The sequence below is a fragment of the Desulfuromonas sp. AOP6 genome, from assembly GCF_009731355.2.
Taxonomy (GTDB): Bacteria; Desulfobacterota; Desulfuromonadia; order Desulfuromonadales; family SZUA-540; genus SZUA-540.
Genome location: NZ_AP022810.1, coordinates 2,795,727 through 2,811,564, shown reverse-complemented (window position 1 = coordinate 2,811,564; position 15,838 = coordinate 2,795,727). Strand labels below are relative to the sequence as shown.

General features: G+C 59.6%; 10 protein-coding genes. 7 read left to right on the top strand and 3 right to left on the bottom strand.

Features of this window, described 5'->3' with window-relative positions; genetic code table 11:
• Nucleotides 1-17 precede the first annotated feature (17 nt).
• Nucleotides 18-2,663 (bottom strand): aminopeptidase N, encoded by a 2,646-nt coding sequence (pepN, locus tag AOP6_RS13145; protein ID WP_213194853.1) that lies wholly within the window; start codon nt 2,661-2,663, stop codon nt 18-20.
• 182 nt (nt 2,664-2,845) lie between these two features.
• Between pepN and AOP6_RS13140 the strand changes: the two genes are divergently transcribed.
• Genes AOP6_RS13140 through AOP6_RS13130 form a run of 3 tightly spaced genes read left to right on the top strand, consistent with a single transcriptional unit; the run spans nt 2,846 to nt 4,761 of the window.
• A complete protein-coding gene (locus AOP6_RS13140; RefSeq protein WP_225897298.1) occupies nt 2,846-3,619 on the top strand; it encodes a c(7)-type cytochrome triheme domain-containing protein in 774 nt (257 codons plus the stop codon).
• A 59-nt stretch (nt 3,620-3,678) separates the two neighbouring features.
• The gene (locus tag AOP6_RS13135; RefSeq protein ID WP_155877199.1) at nt 3,679-4,455 is read left to right on the top strand and encodes a c(7)-type cytochrome triheme domain-containing protein; all 777 of its coding nucleotides are present in this window, start codon (nt 3,679-3,681) and stop codon (nt 4,453-4,455) included.
• 18 nt (nt 4,456-4,473) lie between these two features.
• A complete protein-coding gene (locus AOP6_RS13130; protein WP_155877198.1) occupies nt 4,474-4,761 on the top strand; it encodes a hypothetical protein in 288 nt (95 codons plus the stop codon).
• Nucleotides 4,762-4,763: 2 nt separating this feature from the next.
• Here the strand turns inward: AOP6_RS13130 and AOP6_RS13125 are convergent, their stop codons facing one another.
• Nucleotides 4,764-5,807 carry a low specificity L-threonine aldolase gene (locus tag AOP6_RS13125; RefSeq protein ID WP_155877197.1) on the bottom strand — a complete coding sequence of 348 codons (1,044 nt, stop codon included), beginning with the start codon at nt 5,805-5,807 and terminating at the stop codon, nt 4,764-4,766.
• Between the two features lie 245 nt (nt 5,808-6,052).
• Between AOP6_RS13125 and AOP6_RS13120 the strand changes: the two genes are divergently transcribed.
• From AOP6_RS13120 to AOP6_RS13110, 3 genes are all read left to right on the top strand, one after another.
• On the top strand, nt 6,053-9,490 hold the full coding sequence (locus AOP6_RS13120) for an EAL domain-containing protein (RefSeq protein WP_155877196.1): 3,438 nt from the start codon (nt 6,053-6,055) through the stop codon (nt 9,488-9,490).
• Nucleotides 9,491-9,626: 136 nt separating this feature from the next.
• Entirely contained in the window at nt 9,627-11,000 is a 1,374-nt protein-coding gene (locus AOP6_RS13115) for an HD domain-containing phosphohydrolase (RefSeq protein ID WP_155877195.1), read from the top strand.
• 167 nt (nt 11,001-11,167) lie between these two features.
• Entirely contained in the window at nt 11,168-11,596 is a 429-nt protein-coding gene (locus AOP6_RS13110; RefSeq protein WP_155877194.1) for a hypothetical protein, read from the top strand.
• 7 nt (nt 11,597-11,603) lie between these two features.
• On the opposite strand, the gene AOP6_RS13105 is transcribed toward AOP6_RS13110, so the two are convergent.
• Entirely contained in the window at nt 11,604-14,402 is a 2,799-nt protein-coding gene (locus AOP6_RS13105; protein WP_155877193.1) for a phosphoenolpyruvate carboxylase, read from the bottom strand.
• 149 nt (nt 14,403-14,551) lie between these two features.
• On the opposite strand from AOP6_RS13105, the gene AOP6_RS13100 reads away from it, so the two are divergent.
• A complete protein-coding gene (locus tag AOP6_RS13100) occupies nt 14,552-15,820 on the top strand; it encodes a thioredoxin family protein (RefSeq protein ID WP_155877192.1) in 1,269 nt (422 codons plus the stop codon).
• Nucleotides 15,821-15,838 lie beyond the last annotated feature (18 nt).

The window sequence follows — 15,838 nt, the reverse complement described above, 5'->3', positions numbered from 1 at the left end:
CGTAAGGGAGTGCGGCCTTACGACAGGCTCTTGCTGACGATTTCATAGACGTCGCGGGAGAGCCTGGGGGCGTCGAGCAGGCGCTGCAGTTGTTCTTTCATCAGCTGCTGGCGGCCGTCGTCAAACTTGCGCCAGCGGATGAGAGCAGCGGCAAGGCGGGCGGCGACCTGGGGATTGAGAGGGTCGAGGGCCAGCACCTGCTCGGCGGTGAAGCGGTAGCCGCTGCCGTCTTCCCGGTGGAAAGCGGCCGGGTTCCCATGGCAGAAGGCGCCGATGAGGGCCCGCACCTTGTTGGGGTTGCGCAGGCTGAAGGCCGGATGCGCCATGAGGGCGCGCACCTGCATCAGGGTGTCGGGGTGGTCGGCGGTGGCCTGCAGGCTCAGCCATTTGTCGACAACGAGGGGGTCCTGCCTCCACTGGCCGTAGAAGGCGGCCAGCGCCGCCTGCCGTTCGGGGCGGCGGCTGTGGGCGAGGGCGCCGAGGGCGGCAATGACGTCGGTCATGTTGTCCCCCTGCGCGAACTGCCGCTGGCACAGACGGACGGTTTCATCCTCCTCCAGGGCCATGAGATAGGCGAGGCAGACGTTCTTGAGGCTGCGCCGTCCCACCGCCGCCGGCTCGATGCTGTACGGCCCGGTCTCGCCCAGACGCTCGTAGGTATCGAGCAGTTCGGCCTGCCAGCGCCGGGCCAGACTTTGGCGCAGGGCCTTACGGGCGGCATGGATTGCCGCCGGGTCGACCACGGTCATCTGTTCGGCCAGGTAGGTTTCACTCGGCAAGGTCAGGGCGAGGGCAAGCAGGGCCGGATCGGCCTCGCGATCCTGCAGGGTCAGGCCGAAGGCTTCGCTGAAAACGTCGGCCTCCCCCTGCGTGCGTCCCTGACGGAGATCCTCGACCAGGCCCAGCAGCACCCGCGTGGCCAGTTGCTGGCCGGCTTCCCAGCGGTTGAAGGGGTCCGCATCCCGAGCCATGAGAAAGGCGAGGTCGGCGTCGGCCAGGTCGATCTGCAGCTTGACCGGCGCCGAAAAGTCCCGCAGCAGCGAAGGGACGGGTTCTTCCGTAAGACCGACAAAGCGGAAGCTCTCCTCTTCCTGACGCAGGCTGAGTACCCGGGTGCCGGCTTCGTGGGGGGCTGCCTCCCCTTCGAGCTGCAGGGGGAGGTCGTTGCCCTGGCGGTCGAGCAGACCCAGGGCCAGGGGGATATGGAAGGGCTGCTTGCTCTCCTGTCCCGGTGTCGGCGGGCAGGACTGGCGGCAGCGCAGGGTGTAGACACCGCTGGCCGGGTCGAACTCCGTGGTGACGTGGATCTCCGGGGTGCCAGCCTGGCTGTACCAGCGGCGGAACTGTGCGAGGTCGGCGCCGTTGGCGTCGGCCATGGCCGCCAGAAAATCCTCGGTGGTGACGGCCTGGCCGTCATGGCGTTCAATGTAAAGATCCATCCCCTGGCGGAAGCCTTCACGGCCGAGCAGGTTCTGGATCATGCGGATGACCTCGGCTCCTTTGTTGTAGACCGTGGCCGTGTAAAAGTTGTTGATCTCTACGTAGGATTCAGGCCGCACGGGGTGGGCCATGGGGCCGGCGTCCTCGGGGAACTGGGCCTGGCGCAGGATGCGCACCTCCTCGATGCGCTTGACGGGCCGTGAGGTCATGTCGGCGGAGAACTCCTGGTCTCGAAAGACCGTGAGCCCCTCCTTGAGGCTGAGCTGAAACCAGTCGCGGCAGGTGATGCGGTTGCCGGTCCAGTTGTGGAAGTATTCATGGCCGATGACCCCTTCGATCCCCTGATAGTCGGCATCGGTGGCGGTATCGGGTCGGGCCAGCACGTACTTGGAGTTGAAGACGTTGAGCCCCTTGTTTTCCATGGCGCCCATGTTGAAGTCGTCCACCGCCACGATCATATAGATGTCCAGATCGTATTCCAGGCCGAAGACTTCCTCATCCCAGGCCATGGCTTTCTGCAGGGAGCGCATGGCGTGTTCGCACTTGTCGGCGTTGCGCGGCTCCACGAAGATCTGCAGGGTGACCACACGGCCGGAGCGGGTCGTGAAGCGGTCCTCGATTTTGACCAGCTGACCGGCGACCAGGGCGAAGAGATAGGACGGCTTCTTGTAGGGATCCTGCCAGCGCGCGAAGTGGCGGCCGTCATCCAGCTCGCCCTTCTCCAATAGATTGCCATTGGACAGCAGCACCGGGTACTTGGCGCGGTCGGCGACGAGGGTGACGGTGAAAGGCGCCATGACGTCGGGACGGTCGGGATAGTAGGTGATCTTGCGGAAGCCCTGGGCTTCGCACTGGGTGCAGAAGTTGCCGCTGGACAGATAGAGCCCTTCCAGCGAGGTATTCGCCTGCGGGTTGATTTCGGTGACGGTCCGCAGGGTGAAGGTGTCGGGCACGCCGGCCAGGGTCAGCGTCTCCGTGTCGACCGCATAGGCTGCCGCAGGCAGAGGCCGCCCATCCAAAATCACATCCCGCAGGGTGAGTTCGCGCCCGTGCAGCACCAGCGGGGCGGCGGGGTCGGTGCTGTCCGGGTTGCGGCGCAGACGCAAGGTCGCCGTGACCCGAGTCTTCGATTCGGCCAGCTCAAAATGCAGATCGGTGTTCTCCACCAGAAAAGCCGGTGGCGTGTAATCCTTGAGGTAAATCGTGGTGGGTCGGTTGGTCATGGACATTCCTTATCTCCGTGCGCGGCAATAAAAAGAGGTTCTTGGCAGGGGTTGGGTCCGCTATTTTCAGCCAGTTCCTGACATAAACAAAAAAGATGGTAAAGTTTACAAATTGTAATGAAGGCCCGATAAGGGCTTTCGTTGTCCTTTTATCAGACGTGATTATCGCAGGAGGCCAATGAATGAACAAGAGGATTGTCGGATTAATGGCGTGGCTGCTTATGGCGATGCTGGTCGGGGTGGCTGGAGCGGAAACCTTTGGCATGAAGCAGAAGCGCCCCAAGCTGCATGAATACGGCTCCGTGGTCATGAACAACTATTCCGAGCAGAAGAATATCGCGCCCGTCGTTTTTCCACACTGGGTACACCGGGCCAGGTACACCTGCCGCCTCTGTCATGTGGATATCGGCTTCGCCATGACCGCCGAAGGGACGCAGATGACGGAGACGGACAATATCAACGGCCTCTACTGCGGCGCCTGTCACAATGGCCAGGAAGCTTTTTCCGTCGCCAAGGCGGAAAAAAACTGCGATCGCTGCCACTCTTACGGCAAGAACGTGCTGTTCAAGAACAACTTCTATGATTTCCGCAAAAAAATGCCCAAAGAGCGCTTCGGCAATGGCATCGACTGGCTCAAGGCCGAAGACGAGGGGCTGGTCACGGTCAGGGACTACCTCGAGGGTGTCTCCATCTCCCGGGCCAAAATCAAAGAGCCGGATAAATTCGATCTGACCCCCACCGAGCCGAATATGCCCAACATCATCCTGTCACACCAGAAGCACGTGGTCTGGAACGGCTGCGAACTCTGTCATCCCGAGATATTTCCCGTCAAGAAGAGTGCCCAAGCCTACAGCATGCAGGACATCTTCAACGGCAAATACTGTGGGGTCTGCCACGATACGGTGGCGTTCCCCAATATCGACTGCCAGCGCTGTCACACCCAGCCGGTGCATTAATCTGGCGCGGGAGGGCCGCCGGTCCGTCCGCGCCAAAGACCTGAGGGATGAAATAGCGTATGACAACGATAGGGTCAAGATGGGTCTGGATACTGGGATGGTGCGTTCTGGGCCTCCTTTGGGCGGAAACGGGGGCAGCGGCGGGGAAGTACTGGGATTTCCCGCCGCTGCCGGCCCCCCACGAGTACGGTAATGTCTTGATCAGCCGAACCTCGGTGGAAAACAAGATCAAACCGGTGCTCTTCCCCCACTGGAGCCATCGCGCCAAATTCAGCTGCCGGGTCTGTCATTTCGAGCTCGATTTTGCCTTTGCCACCAACAAGACGGAGATCACCGAGGCTGAGAACCGTAACGGGCTCTACTGTGGCTCCTGCCATGACGGTGTGAGGGCTTTCGGACATACGGAAGGCAACTGTGAGAGGTGCCATTCCGGTTACGGGTCGACGGATGCGGAGAAATTTGAAGTTTTCAGCCGGCCCCTGCCGGCGGCGCCTTTCGGCAACAAGATCCACTGGGGCTACGCTTTGGAAGATGGGCTTATCAGGTCGGCCTACAGTCTTTTCCATGCGGACGAGAAGCCGATGGATTTCGACCGCGAGCTGGAGCTGCAAGCCGAATGGACCTATGTGCCACCGGCGTACTTCCCTCATGCCAAGCATACGCCCTGGCTCGATTGCGCCAACTGCCACCCGGACATCTTCAACGTCAAAAAGAAGACGACCCAGCATTTTTCCATGGAATATATACTCGAAGGCAAGTTCTGCGGGGTCTGTCACCTGCGGGTGGCTTTCCCTCTGGACGATTGCAAGGGGTGCCATCCGCGCATTTCCCGCTAATAAAGGATGAAGGTGATCATGAAAAGATGGGGATGGGGGGTTCTGGTCGGCCTGCTGCTGACGGCGACTTTAGTGCAGGCCGAATCCTGGAAAGACGATTTCGACCGGCTCTGCGGTCAGACCGCTGTGGCGGAAGGACTGACGGTCTCAGAACTGGACAGTCTGACCGCCGCCTGCGACCGGGTCATTCGAGACATTGAAAAAAGCGATTCGGTGGAGAAGAAGGTCTACCTTTTTCGTCTGAAAAAGTGCCGGAACCTCTTCAGTTATCTGGCCGAGGTCAAAAAGTCCCAGAGTGAGAAATGATCTCAGCCTGACTGGGCCAGGCGGTGAATATCCGCGACGAGCCGGTCGATGTCCTGTTCCGTGGTCTTCCAGGAACACATGAAGCGGGCGTGCCCTGATCCGATGAAGGTGTAAAAGATCCAGCCTCTTCGGTGCAGAGCCTCGATAAGGGACTCCGGCATCTGGACGAAAACGGCGTTGGCCTGCACCGGGTGCATGATGTCGACCCCGGGTATTTCCCGAAGATGCTCGGCCAGGCTGCGGGCGCAGCGGTTGGCGTGGTCGGCGTGGCGCAACAGGGCGCCGTCTTTGAGCATACCGATCCAGGGAGCGGCCAGAAAGCGCATCTTGGAGGCCAGCTGCCCTGCCTGTTTGCAGCGGTAATCGAATTCGCGGGCCAGGTCGCGATTGAAAAAAATCACCGCCTCTCCCATGGCCATGCCATTCTTGGTGCCACCGAAGGTCAGCACGTCGACGCCCGCTTTCCAGGTAAGCTCCTTGGCGGGAACCTGCAAGAAGGCCAGGGCGTTGGCGAAACGGGCGCCGTCCACCTGCAGGTGCAGGTTCAGCCGCCGGGCCTCTTCTCCCGCCGCCATCATCTCCGCCGCCGAGTAAACGGTTCCGACTTCCGTCGCCTGGGTCAGGCTCAATACGCGCGGCTTGGGGTAGTGAATGTCGGCGCGCCGTGTTACCGTCCTTTCCACTTCCCCCAGGTCGATCTTGCCGTTTTGCCCTGCCACCAGCAAGACCTTGGTGCCATTGGAAAAAAACTCGATGGCGCCGCATTCATCGGTCTCGATGTGGGCGAGTTCGTGACAGATGATGCTGTGATAACTCTGGCAGAGGGAAGCCAGCGACAGAGAGTTGGCTGCCGTACCGTTGAAGACGAAGAATACCTCGCAGTCGGTTTCGAAAAACTCCCGCAGCAGATTGCAGGCTCTTTCGGTCCAGGGGTCGTTGCCGTAAGCGTTGGCGAAGCCCTGGTTGACCGCTGCCATGGCCTCCCAGGCTTCGGGACAGATGCCGGCATAATTGTCACTGGCGAACTGGTTCATGATCTCAGACATGGGTGCGCTTCCTCCGCCGGGTTATGATGCACTCTCTGCTGGGAGCATAGAGGGAGCGGGGGCAGAAAATCAAGTGCCGGAAGCTGAGGTGCGAGTAACAGCTCAAACCGAAAGGCCGTAGAAGCCTGCAAGGACGGCGAAAAGAAGGCTTTTATTGCCGAAAGGGTCTGTGCTACTCTTTTTTGATGCCGCCGGTGCTCTCTTTGAGCCGGTGCTGACAATTCCTCTCAGCGATTTCGAGGTCCGTGGCTATCAAAACGTGGCGTCTCATATTCTTTGGCGGGCTTTTTCTGCTCTTTTCCGGGCTGTGCCAGGCCGAGGCCCGGGTTGTGCGCACGGGAGTCTACCCGATTCCTCCCCTCATTGTTCTGTCCGACCAGAATACACCGGATTCCGTGCAGGGGATTTTCCCCGATTTACTTCAGCATATTGCCAGGCAGGAAGGCTGGCAGCTCGAATTCGTGCGGGGAACCTGGGCCGAGTGCCTGTCGCGATTGGAGAAGGGGGAGATCGACCTGCTCCCCGCCATCGCCATCACCCGGGAGCGGAGCCGATATCTGGCCTTCTCCAGGGAGCCCGTGGTCTCCGACTGGGGTCAGGTTTTTGTCTCCTCCTCTACGCCCTCCTCTATTGAATCCATTATTGACCTGGACGGCAAAACCGTGGCGGTCATGAAGGACAGCGTCTTTTATGTCGGCGACAACGGCCTGCGCCAGCTCGCCGAGGCGTTCAAGCTGCAGATCGATTATCTGGAGCTGAATGGACCGGACCAGGTGCTGGGTGCTATTGCCAACGGCGAGGCGGACGCGGGTCTGGTCAATCGCATCTACGCCCTTCCTCATGAATACACCCAGCCGATTCGCAAGACCTCCATTCTGGTCAGCCCTTTCGAGATTCTCTTTGCCACCCGTCCGGGAGCCGATGCCCAGTTGCTGGAAAAAATCGACGGACACCTGACCCGCCTCAAACAGAATCCCGGCTCACTATACTATCGCAGTTTGGACACCTGGTTTGGGCAACCGTCAAAAATGCACCTGCCGGCCTGGCTTCCCAGGGTCTTGACATTGGCCGCTGTGCTGGTCGTTTTGCTGTTGGCATCCTCCTTGTGGGGTCGTTTTCTGGTCAAGAGAAAAACCGCAGAGCTCAAGGATAAAAACCGTGAATTGCGGATGGAGATTGCCGAACGCAAACAGGTGGAGGCTTTGCTGCGTGAACAGGCCCAGCTCCTGGAACAGGTGCACGAAGCCGTTTTCACGACAGATTCGGATAATATGGTTGTTTCCTGGAACCGAGGGGCCCGGGATCTTTTTGGTTATTCGTCGGATGAAGCCCTGGGGATTCCGGTTTTTCAGCTGTTCACGGAACCTTTAGGCGATGACATCCCCGCAGCTATCCACCGGCTGCTGCGAGGAGACAGGGAAGCTGTTCTGGAAACTCGGATGTTGCGCCGGTCGGGGGTCGTGTTTCACGGCCAGATCTCCCTGTCCTCGCTGCGCGATGATGGCGGTGCCGTTAAGGGCGTCATCTTTTCCATTCGCGATATTACCGAGAGTAAAGAGGCCGAGCAGGCGCTCAGGAGTCAGTTCGACCAGGTCAGTACCATCTTCGATGCTCTGGAGGCCGTGGTCTACGTGGCTGACATGGAGACTCACGATCTGCTGTATATCAACCAGAGCGGTGAGGCCTTGTGGGGACACGGCTGGCCGGGGCTTAAATGCTACGAGGTGCTGCAGAAAGACATGGCCGGGCCCTGTGAGTTCTGTACCAACGATCGGCTGCTGGTAAACGGCGAGATACAGCCTCCGGTGAAGTGGGAATTTCAGAACACGGTGACCCAGCGCTGGTACCAGTGTATCGATCGCGCCATCACCTGGCCGGACGGCCGCCTGGTCCGTATGGAGATCGCCATCGACATCACCGAGCAGCGTCAGGCCAAGGACGCTATCGCCGCCGAGCGGGCTTTTCTCCAGGCCGTCGTCGACGGTGTCGTCGACCCCATCATGGTCGTGGCGCCCGACTACCGCATTGTCATGATGAACAAGGCGGCGCGGCAGCATTTGAGGTCGGATCTGCAGCAAATGACCAGTCTGTGCTGCCATCAGGTTTCCCACGGCAGCGAAGTGCCCTGTCAGGGCTCCGACCACCCCTGCCCCCTGGAGGAAGTCAAGAAAACGGGGCAGCCGGTCACCGTCATCCATCAGCATGCCCACAAGATTGGTGAGCGCCGCATTTATGAAGTGGAAGCATCCCCCCTGCGGGAGGTCGACGGCACCCTTACCGGCATCATCGAGGTTTCACGCGATATCACCGACCGCCTGCACATCGAGGCCAGGCTGAGCGACAACGAGCAGCGCCTGCACCATCTGGCTCACCACGATCCCCTGACCGATCTCCCCAATCGCCTCCTTTTTCAGGACCGCCTGCAGCATGCCCTGGACAAGGCCCGGCGGCAGAACCTCATGGTCGGCCTGCTTTTTATTGATCTCGACCGCTTCAAGGTGATCAACGACACCCTTGGCCATGAGACCGGTGACAGGATGTTGACCGAGGTGGCCAAGCGCATACGCTACTGGGTGCGGGCTTCGGATACGGTAGCGCGCCTGGGCGGCGACGAGTTTGTCATTATCCTGGAGGATATCCAGGATTCCACCTACGTGGGGGCTGTCGCCCAGAAAATACTGGGTGTACTGACGCAGCCGGTGCATCTTGATGAGCAGGAGCTTTTCGTGACGGCAAGTATCGGCGCCAGCCTCTTTCCCGTGGACACGGAAAGTCCTGAAGAACTGATGAAATATGCCGACGTGGCCATGTACCGGGCCAAGGACAAGGGCCGCAATAACTGCCAGTTTTTCACCCCGGACATGAATGCCCGCGCCCATGAGCTGCTGGCCCTCGAAGGAAGCCTGCGCAAAGCCCTCGACAACGATCAGCTGGTACTGCACTATCAGCCGCAGATCGATCTCAACAGTGGTGAACTGATCGGCATGGAGGCCCTGTTGCGCTGGATGCATCCGCAGCAGGGGCTCGTCTCTCCTGGTGATTTTATCCCCCTGGCTGAAGAGACCGGGGTCATCCTGCCTATCGGTGAATGGGTTTTGAAGACCGCCTGTCTGCAGAACAAGGCCTGGCAGGAGCAGGGCTTCCCCCCTGTTCGCATGTCGGTAAACATCTCGGCCAAACAGTTCCGTCAGGCCGATCTGGTTGACGTGATCGACCGGATCCTGGAGGAAACAGGTCTCGATCCCCAGTGGCTTGAACTGGAAATTACCGAAAGTGTCATCATGGAAGATTTCGGCGAGGTCATCATGACCCTGACTGATCTCAAGGTGCGCGGGATGCACCTGGCCATCGACGACTTCGGTACGGGTTATTCTTCGCTGGCGTATCTCAAACGCTTCCCCATCTCCAAACTCAAGATCGATCAGGGTTTCGTGCAGGATATCACCAAGGACGCCAACGACGCCTCCATCGCCGCTTCCATCGTTGCTTTGGCTCGCAGCATGAATCTGGAGGTTATAGCCGAAGGGATAGAAACCCGGGAGCAGCTGGAATTTCTCCTGGATTATGGCTGCGACCAGGGTCAGGGTTTTCTCTTCGGTCGCCCCCTTCCGCAGGAACAGTGTCTGGCTTACCTGACGCCCTCGACTGCTTCCGGTTCAGGCAAAAGCCTCATTCCCTTCTGACAGATCTAAAGCTCTTTAGGCGCTTTGCCAGTGATTCCCACCTCTTTCCTCCAGTCGTCGTTTCGGGTGTTCTTTCGGTTTGCCAGAAGCAAAAAGTTACGCTAATATCGCTGTCTACCCGCAGGAGGGGGGGGAGATGAAGAGGTTTGTAGTATCCCTTTTTTTCCGCAGCATCGGGGCCAAGCTGGCCCTGTTCGTTTTGCTGCTCATTGCCGTTATCACCGCCGCGTCGGCATTTTTGGTTATCAACATCCTCGATCGTTTCCTGGTGGCGGAAATGGTCAAGCGGGGACAGTCCATCGCCCTGAGCGCCACGACACCGGCCGGTTTCAGTATCCTTTCAGGTGACCGATTGGCCCTCGACAATCTGGCCGCCAAGATCAAGGACTCGCAGCAGGACATCCTTTATCTGGCAATTGTCGATACCGAAGGGAAGATTCTGGCCCACAATGACCTGTCCAAGGCAGGGCAGAGCTACACGCTGGTTCCGGGCGCGCTGCTGGACCGGGGGGAGAATGGAACGGTTCGCCGGATTGTCCAGGACGGGGTGGATGGCTACGAGTTTTCCAGCAGCGTCCATTTCGCCGGTAGTCACGTCGGTCAAGTTTTTCTCGGCATCGATGCCGCCAACCTGGAAGCCAGCCGCAGCAGCGCCCGCCATCAGATCGCCTGGATCAGTGTGGCCGCCCTGCTGGGGGGAGTTGCTGGTGCCATTCTGTTGTCGCGGATCATCACCGGCCCCATCCAGCGGCTGGCTAACGGTGTCAACCGCATCAAGCAGGGGGATTACCATGTGACCCTTGTTCCGCGCAGCCGAGATGAACTGGGGGAACTGACCCGCAGATTTAATGAGATGGCAGGGGTGATTCAAGGGCAGAAGGATAGTCTGCAGAAATATGCCGAGAATCTGGAGTCATCCTACAGCGATACCGTGCGCATTCTGGCCGCCGCCATCGACGCGCGGGATCAGTATACCTATGGACATTCTTCCCGGGTGGCCGGGCTTTCTCTTCTTCTCGGAGAAAAACTGGGGTTGTCGGCAGATGAGCTCAAAGAACTGGAAATGGCCTGTTTTCTACACGATGTCGGCAAAATCCGCATCCCGGATGATGTGTTGAATAAGCAGGGAACCCTGGATGAACAGGAGGCGAAGCTCATACGCTGCCATCCAAGTTATGGCGCCGAGATCCTCGGGCTGGCCGATTCGCTTCACCGCTACATTCCGGCCGTCCTGCAGCACCATGAATTTTATGACGGCAGCGGTTATCCCGCTGGTCTTAAGGGGAGCCAGATTCACCTTCACGCCCAGATTGTCGCCCTGGCAGACAGCTTTGACGCCATGATCTCTTCACGACCCTATCGGTCCGGGCGTTCACGGGATGCGGCTGTACGGGAAATCCGGAAGTGCCGCGGCAGCCAGTTTTCCCCCGAATTAACCGACCTGTTCGTCAAGATACTTCCGGAATTCGACGCGGGCCGGCGGCCATCCTTTATGGGAGATGGTTTATGAAGTTTCCCCTTAAAAAGATCTGTCTGTTAACGCTGCTGGCAGTTTTGAGCCTCCTGGCGTCTTCCTGTGCTCTACACAAACCCGCCCCATCCCCTCTTTCAATGAAAGATTTTCCAGGTCCGGGACAGGATCGAGAAGGTGCCCTGGTTCGGAAGCAACAAAAGCTTATGTCTCAGGGGGACTACCTGGCTGCCTTGGGTCTCGCCGGTGACAGCGCGAAGGGGTACAGCGCCGAGATTCTCAGTCGGGCGCTGCCCGGCGCCTATGGGCAGGGGGAGGAGATGTTGTCGAAAGAGCATTATGCAGAGGCCGGGGCCACCTTTGCCTATCTGCTGTCCCTCGCAAAGGGGGAAAAGACATCCCTCGTCGGCGATGAGGTGCCCATCGAAGAGTTGGCCCGGCAACGGGACTTCTGCGCGGAGCAGCTGATGGTGCAGGGAATGACCGAATACCGGAACGGACTGCTCGAAGAGGCAATCGGGACCTGGGAGCAGATTCTTGCCTTTTCCCCCGAACACGAAGGGGCGCAGAAATCTCTGGCGACCAGCCGCACCCAGTTGGCCAATCTCAAGGCGCTGGCGAAAGAGGAGCCTTGATACCCCCTTACCCGGTATTGCGCAAGCCGGCGGCAATACCGTTGATGGTGGCTGCCAGCGCATAGTTCAATTCATCGTCCTCTTCCTGGGAGCGCTTGCGACGCAGCAGTTCGACCTGGATGAGACTCAAGGGGTCGACGTAGGGTTTTCGCAACTCCAGGGAACGGGACAGGGGCTGGTTTTTTTCCAGCAGCCGCTGCTGACCGGTGAGAGCCAGCAGCATTCGGCGCGTGCGGCTAAACTCGTCGACAAAGAGATCGAAAACGCGCTGCCTCACATCGCTGTCCGTCACCAGTTCGGCGTAGAGGCGGGCCAGGGGAAGGTCGACCTTGGTCAGGGCCAGCTCAATGTTGCGCATCATGTCTGAAAAAAACGGAAACTCTTCCATCATTTTCCGAAGCAGTTCTTCTCTGTTGCGATCCTCCCCGATAAAGCGCTCAAACGCATAACCGACCCCAAACCAGCCGGGAATAACGTGGCGACTCTGCATCCAGCCAAAGCCCCAGGGGATGGCGCGCAGGTCGTCGAGACTCTGACTGTCTTTGCGGCGCGAGGGCCGTGAGCCAATCTTGGCCAGTTCGAATTCAAGGACGGGTGTGGCTTGTTCGAAGTAGCGGAGAATGTCGGGATTCTCGGCGATCTTGTCCCGGTAGCGAGCAAAGGCGTAACCGGAGATTTCTTCCATGGCTTCTTCCCAGCGGGCGGGAATATCCGGACAGTCCAGCAGAGAAGGGCACAGCGCTTCCAGCGAGGCGGCGACCATGAGTTCCTGGTTGCGCAGCGCCAACTGGGGGTCGGAATACTTGAAGCTGATCACTTCGCCCTGTTCCGTGAGTTTGAAGGTGCCGGTGAACGCCCCCGGCGGCTGGGCGACGATGGCCCGGTGGGTGGGGCCGCCACCGCGCCCCACGGTGCCGCCGCGGCCGTGAAAAAGGCACAGTTTCACCTGGCATTCCTCAGCGACCCGATGCAGGGCACGGTGGGCTTTGAAAATCTCCCAGGTGCTGGTGATCATGCCGCCGTCCTTGTTGGAGTCCGAATAGCCGAGCATGATCTCCTGCCAGCGTCCCCAGGAGTCGAGATAGGGCTGGTAATCGGCGGCGGTCCACAGGCTGCGGCAGATGGCAGGGGCGTTACGCAGATCCTCGATGGATTCAAACAGAGGGACAGGCATCAGGCCGGGATCTTCCCCCCTTTTATTCCCTTTGACCACAATGCCCGCCAATTCACACAGCCACACCAGCGCACGGATATCGGCCACGCCGCTGGCTCCGCTGATGACATAGCTGCGAATGGCCTGGGCGTTGCCGTGTTTTTTCTGGTCGGCGATGGTGCGCAGGGCTTTAAGCAGCTCTTCCGTCTGGCGGGAAGGGGGTGTTGGAAAGTTCTCGGCGGATTCGGTGCAACCCTTTGCGCCGACGGCCAGCTCTTGCAGTGCTTGGCTATGCACCCGGGCATGTTGGCGAATGTCGAGGGTGTGCAGGTGGAAACCGAAGGTGTCGACCTTGCGCAGCAGCGGGTCGAGCCATTGGCTTGCCAAACGCTCGCCGCCGTTCTCTCGCAGGCTGTCCCGCATGAGTTCCAGATCTTCGGCAAACTCGGAGGCGACGTCGTAGCCCTCGGCGGTTCGGGGTTGGCTCAGGGCTCCCTGCAGACGGTAGTGCACGAAGCCGAGCAGCTGCCGGTAGTTTTCACAGGGGAAACTGTCGGACAGGCTCTGTTCGAAGAAAGGATAGGCCTGGCGGTAAGCCTCCAGGCGTTGGGTGATGGCGCGGGAAACGGGAACCCGGCAGGTGGAGGGGGTGAGCAGCTCCTGCAGCAGGCTGACGGCTTCGAGATAATGACCCAGAATGAGGGTGCGGGCCTGGACCAGGGCCTCGATGGTCGACTCCGGGGTGACAAAGGGGTTGCCGTCCCGATCACCGCCAATCCACGAACCGTAGCGGAGCACTGTCGGCAGGTCGTGCGCTTCGATCCGCCTTCCGTAGACCTCCTGCAGGGCGGCGGCCAGGTCAAGATACAGTTCATGGGTCGGTGGAAGCAGGGCATTGAGGTAGTGGTCGAAGCCCATGCGGATCTCGTCGCCTACCGTCGGCTTGCGGCGGCGCACCTCGTCACTCTGCCACAGGGCGGTGATATCGGAGAGTATCTCCTGCTGACTCCGTTGGACTTCCGCTTCACCGAGGGGGAGTCGGTCAAGTTCTTCGAGCTGTTGGCCGATGCGCCGGCGTTTGAAGCGAACAACCCGGCGGGCGACTTCCGTCGGATGGGCGGTGAAAACCGGGATGATCTCGATGCGCGTCAGGCGTTCGAGGACGGCGTCGAGATCCAGTCCTTTCTTTTGCAGCCGCAGCAGGGTCCCGCGCATCGACCCCGCCTTGTCCGGTGCGCCAGCCTGCAGGCGTTCGGCCCGCCGCCGCCGCTTGCGGTGGTTGGTCTCGGCCAGGTTGGTCAGTTCGAAAAAGGTGGCGAAAGCCTTGATGATGGTGTGGGACTGGGCCACGGAGAGATTGCGCACCAGGGCCAGAGCCTGTTGCATAAGCTCGCTCTCCACCGGATCTTCCAGCGCGCCCGCTCCCGCCTTGGCCAATTGCTCACGGTGGCGGATAGCCAGTTGCCGCAGCTCTTCCTCCGTGTTGTAGAGGTCCAGACCCGCCTGCTCGCGGATGACGGTGCCGAGCATCTTGCCGAGAGACCGCACATCCCGGCGCAGAGGGATGTCCTTGCTCTCTTCCTGCCGACTGGTCAATTCATACAGACGTTCCATCTGGTCGACGGGATACCAGTAGTTTTCATTGCGGGGCATGACGGTAAATCCTTTCATCGGAGGAGGGTGACACTGATCTGTATTATACCAGTTCTCCTGAAGGCTTCAGCCCGGAGGAGAAGATCCGGATTTCTGGTAGACTTGTCTGCAGGGAAAACCCGAGCAGCGGTTCTTGAAAGAGGATCCTTATGACAAGAAAAAACCATTTCTGGCTGGGACTCTACGCGTTGCTGCTGGCGAGCCTGTGGATACCGCCGCTGGGATGGACGCAGGATCCGTCAGCTTCCGCTGAGCCGGCAATCCTCAACCTTCATTATTACTGGGCCGCCAACTGTCCGCACTGTGCCGAGGCCAAGCCATTTCTTGAAAAACTGACGACGACCTACCCCCGGTTGCGGCTGATCGAGTACGAAGTCTGGAGTAACCGGGAACATTTCAACCGTCTGGTTGCCTTGGCAGAGCACTCCGGCAGCGGTACCGTCAGCACCCCGGCCATTCACATCGATGACCGTTTGTGGTTCGGTTTCTCAGCGGAGACCGCCCGTGAAGTCGAAGCCTTCGTGGCGCAGCGGCTCGGGTCGGAAGTGTTGGCGGCAACAGCATCGCCAGGGAAGGAATATGCCGTTCGCCTCCCCCTGCTGGGAGAGGTTGACGGTGAAAGCCACTCCCTGCTGCTGATCACTCTGGTTCTCGCCCTGCTCGACAGCTTCAACCCCTGCGCCTTTTTTGTCCTCTTTTTTCTCCTCAGCATGTTGGTGCATGCGCATTCACGCCAGTGGATGCTGGTGGTGGGCGGTACCTTCGTCTTTTGTTCCGGCTTTATCTATTTTCTGTTCATGGCGGCCTGGCTGAATCTCTTTCTGCTGGCCGGCCACCTGCCCTGGATTACGGTGACGGCAGGGCTGGTGGCCCTGGGAGTCGCCGTCATCAACATCAAGGACTTCTTCTGGTTTAAAAAAGGGGTAAGCCTGTCCATTCCCGAGGAGGCCAAGCCGAAGCTCTTTGCCCGCATGCGCTCTCTGCTCGGCCAGCGTCGACTCGGCCCCGTGCTGGCGGGCACCTTGGTGCTGGCTGTGGCGGCCAATGCCTACGAACTGCTCTGTACCGCCGGCTTCCCCATGGTCTATACCCGTCTGCTGACCTTGCGTCTACTGACAACATGGCAGTATTATGGCTACCTTGCATTCTACAACCTTGTTTACATCCTGCCGCTGTTGACCATCACCCTGGCCTTTACCTGGACCCTGGGCTCACGCAAGCTCAGCCAGTGGGAAGGCCGGGTGCTCAAGTTGCTGTCGGGTGTAATGATGCTGCTTTTGGGCGGCGTGCTGCTGCTCCACCCAGCCTGGCTCAACAATCCGGCCGCCGCCGGCGGAATGCTGGCGATGGCCATCGGGTCGACGGCTGTGGTCGTGGTCGTCTATCGCCGCCTCTATCCACAGGGAAAAAATGATTGAGAGAAAGGAAGATCACCG

What these genes read in the sequence shown, in the direction of transcription:
- pepN (WP_213194853.1), bottom strand. Translation starts at nt 2,663, where the DNA reads ATGACCAACCGACCCACCACGATTTACCTCAAGGATTACACGCCACCG.
- AOP6_RS13140 (WP_225897298.1), top strand. Translation starts at nt 2,846, where the DNA reads ATGAACAAGAGGATTGTCGGATTAATGGCGTGGCTGCTTATGGCGATG.
- AOP6_RS13135 (WP_155877199.1), top strand. Translation starts at nt 3,679, where the DNA reads ATGACAACGATAGGGTCAAGATGGGTCTGGATACTGGGATGGTGCGTT.
- AOP6_RS13130 (WP_155877198.1), top strand. Translation starts at nt 4,474, where the DNA reads ATGAAAAGATGGGGATGGGGGGTTCTGGTCGGCCTGCTGCTGACGGCG.
- AOP6_RS13125 (WP_155877197.1), bottom strand. Translation starts at nt 5,807, where the DNA reads ATGTCTGAGATCATGAACCAGTTCGCCAGTGACAATTATGCCGGCATC.
- AOP6_RS13115 (WP_155877195.1), top strand. Translation starts at nt 9,627, where the DNA reads ATGAAGAGGTTTGTAGTATCCCTTTTTTTCCGCAGCATCGGGGCCAAG.
- AOP6_RS13110 (WP_155877194.1), top strand. Translation starts at nt 11,168, where the DNA reads ATGTCTCAGGGGGACTACCTGGCTGCCTTGGGTCTCGCCGGTGACAGC.
- AOP6_RS13105 (WP_155877193.1), bottom strand. Translation starts at nt 14,402, where the DNA reads ATGCCCCGCAATGAAAACTACTGGTATCCCGTCGACCAGATGGAACGT.
- AOP6_RS13100 (WP_155877192.1), top strand. Translation starts at nt 14,552, where the DNA reads ATGACAAGAAAAAACCATTTCTGGCTGGGACTCTACGCGTTGCTGCTG.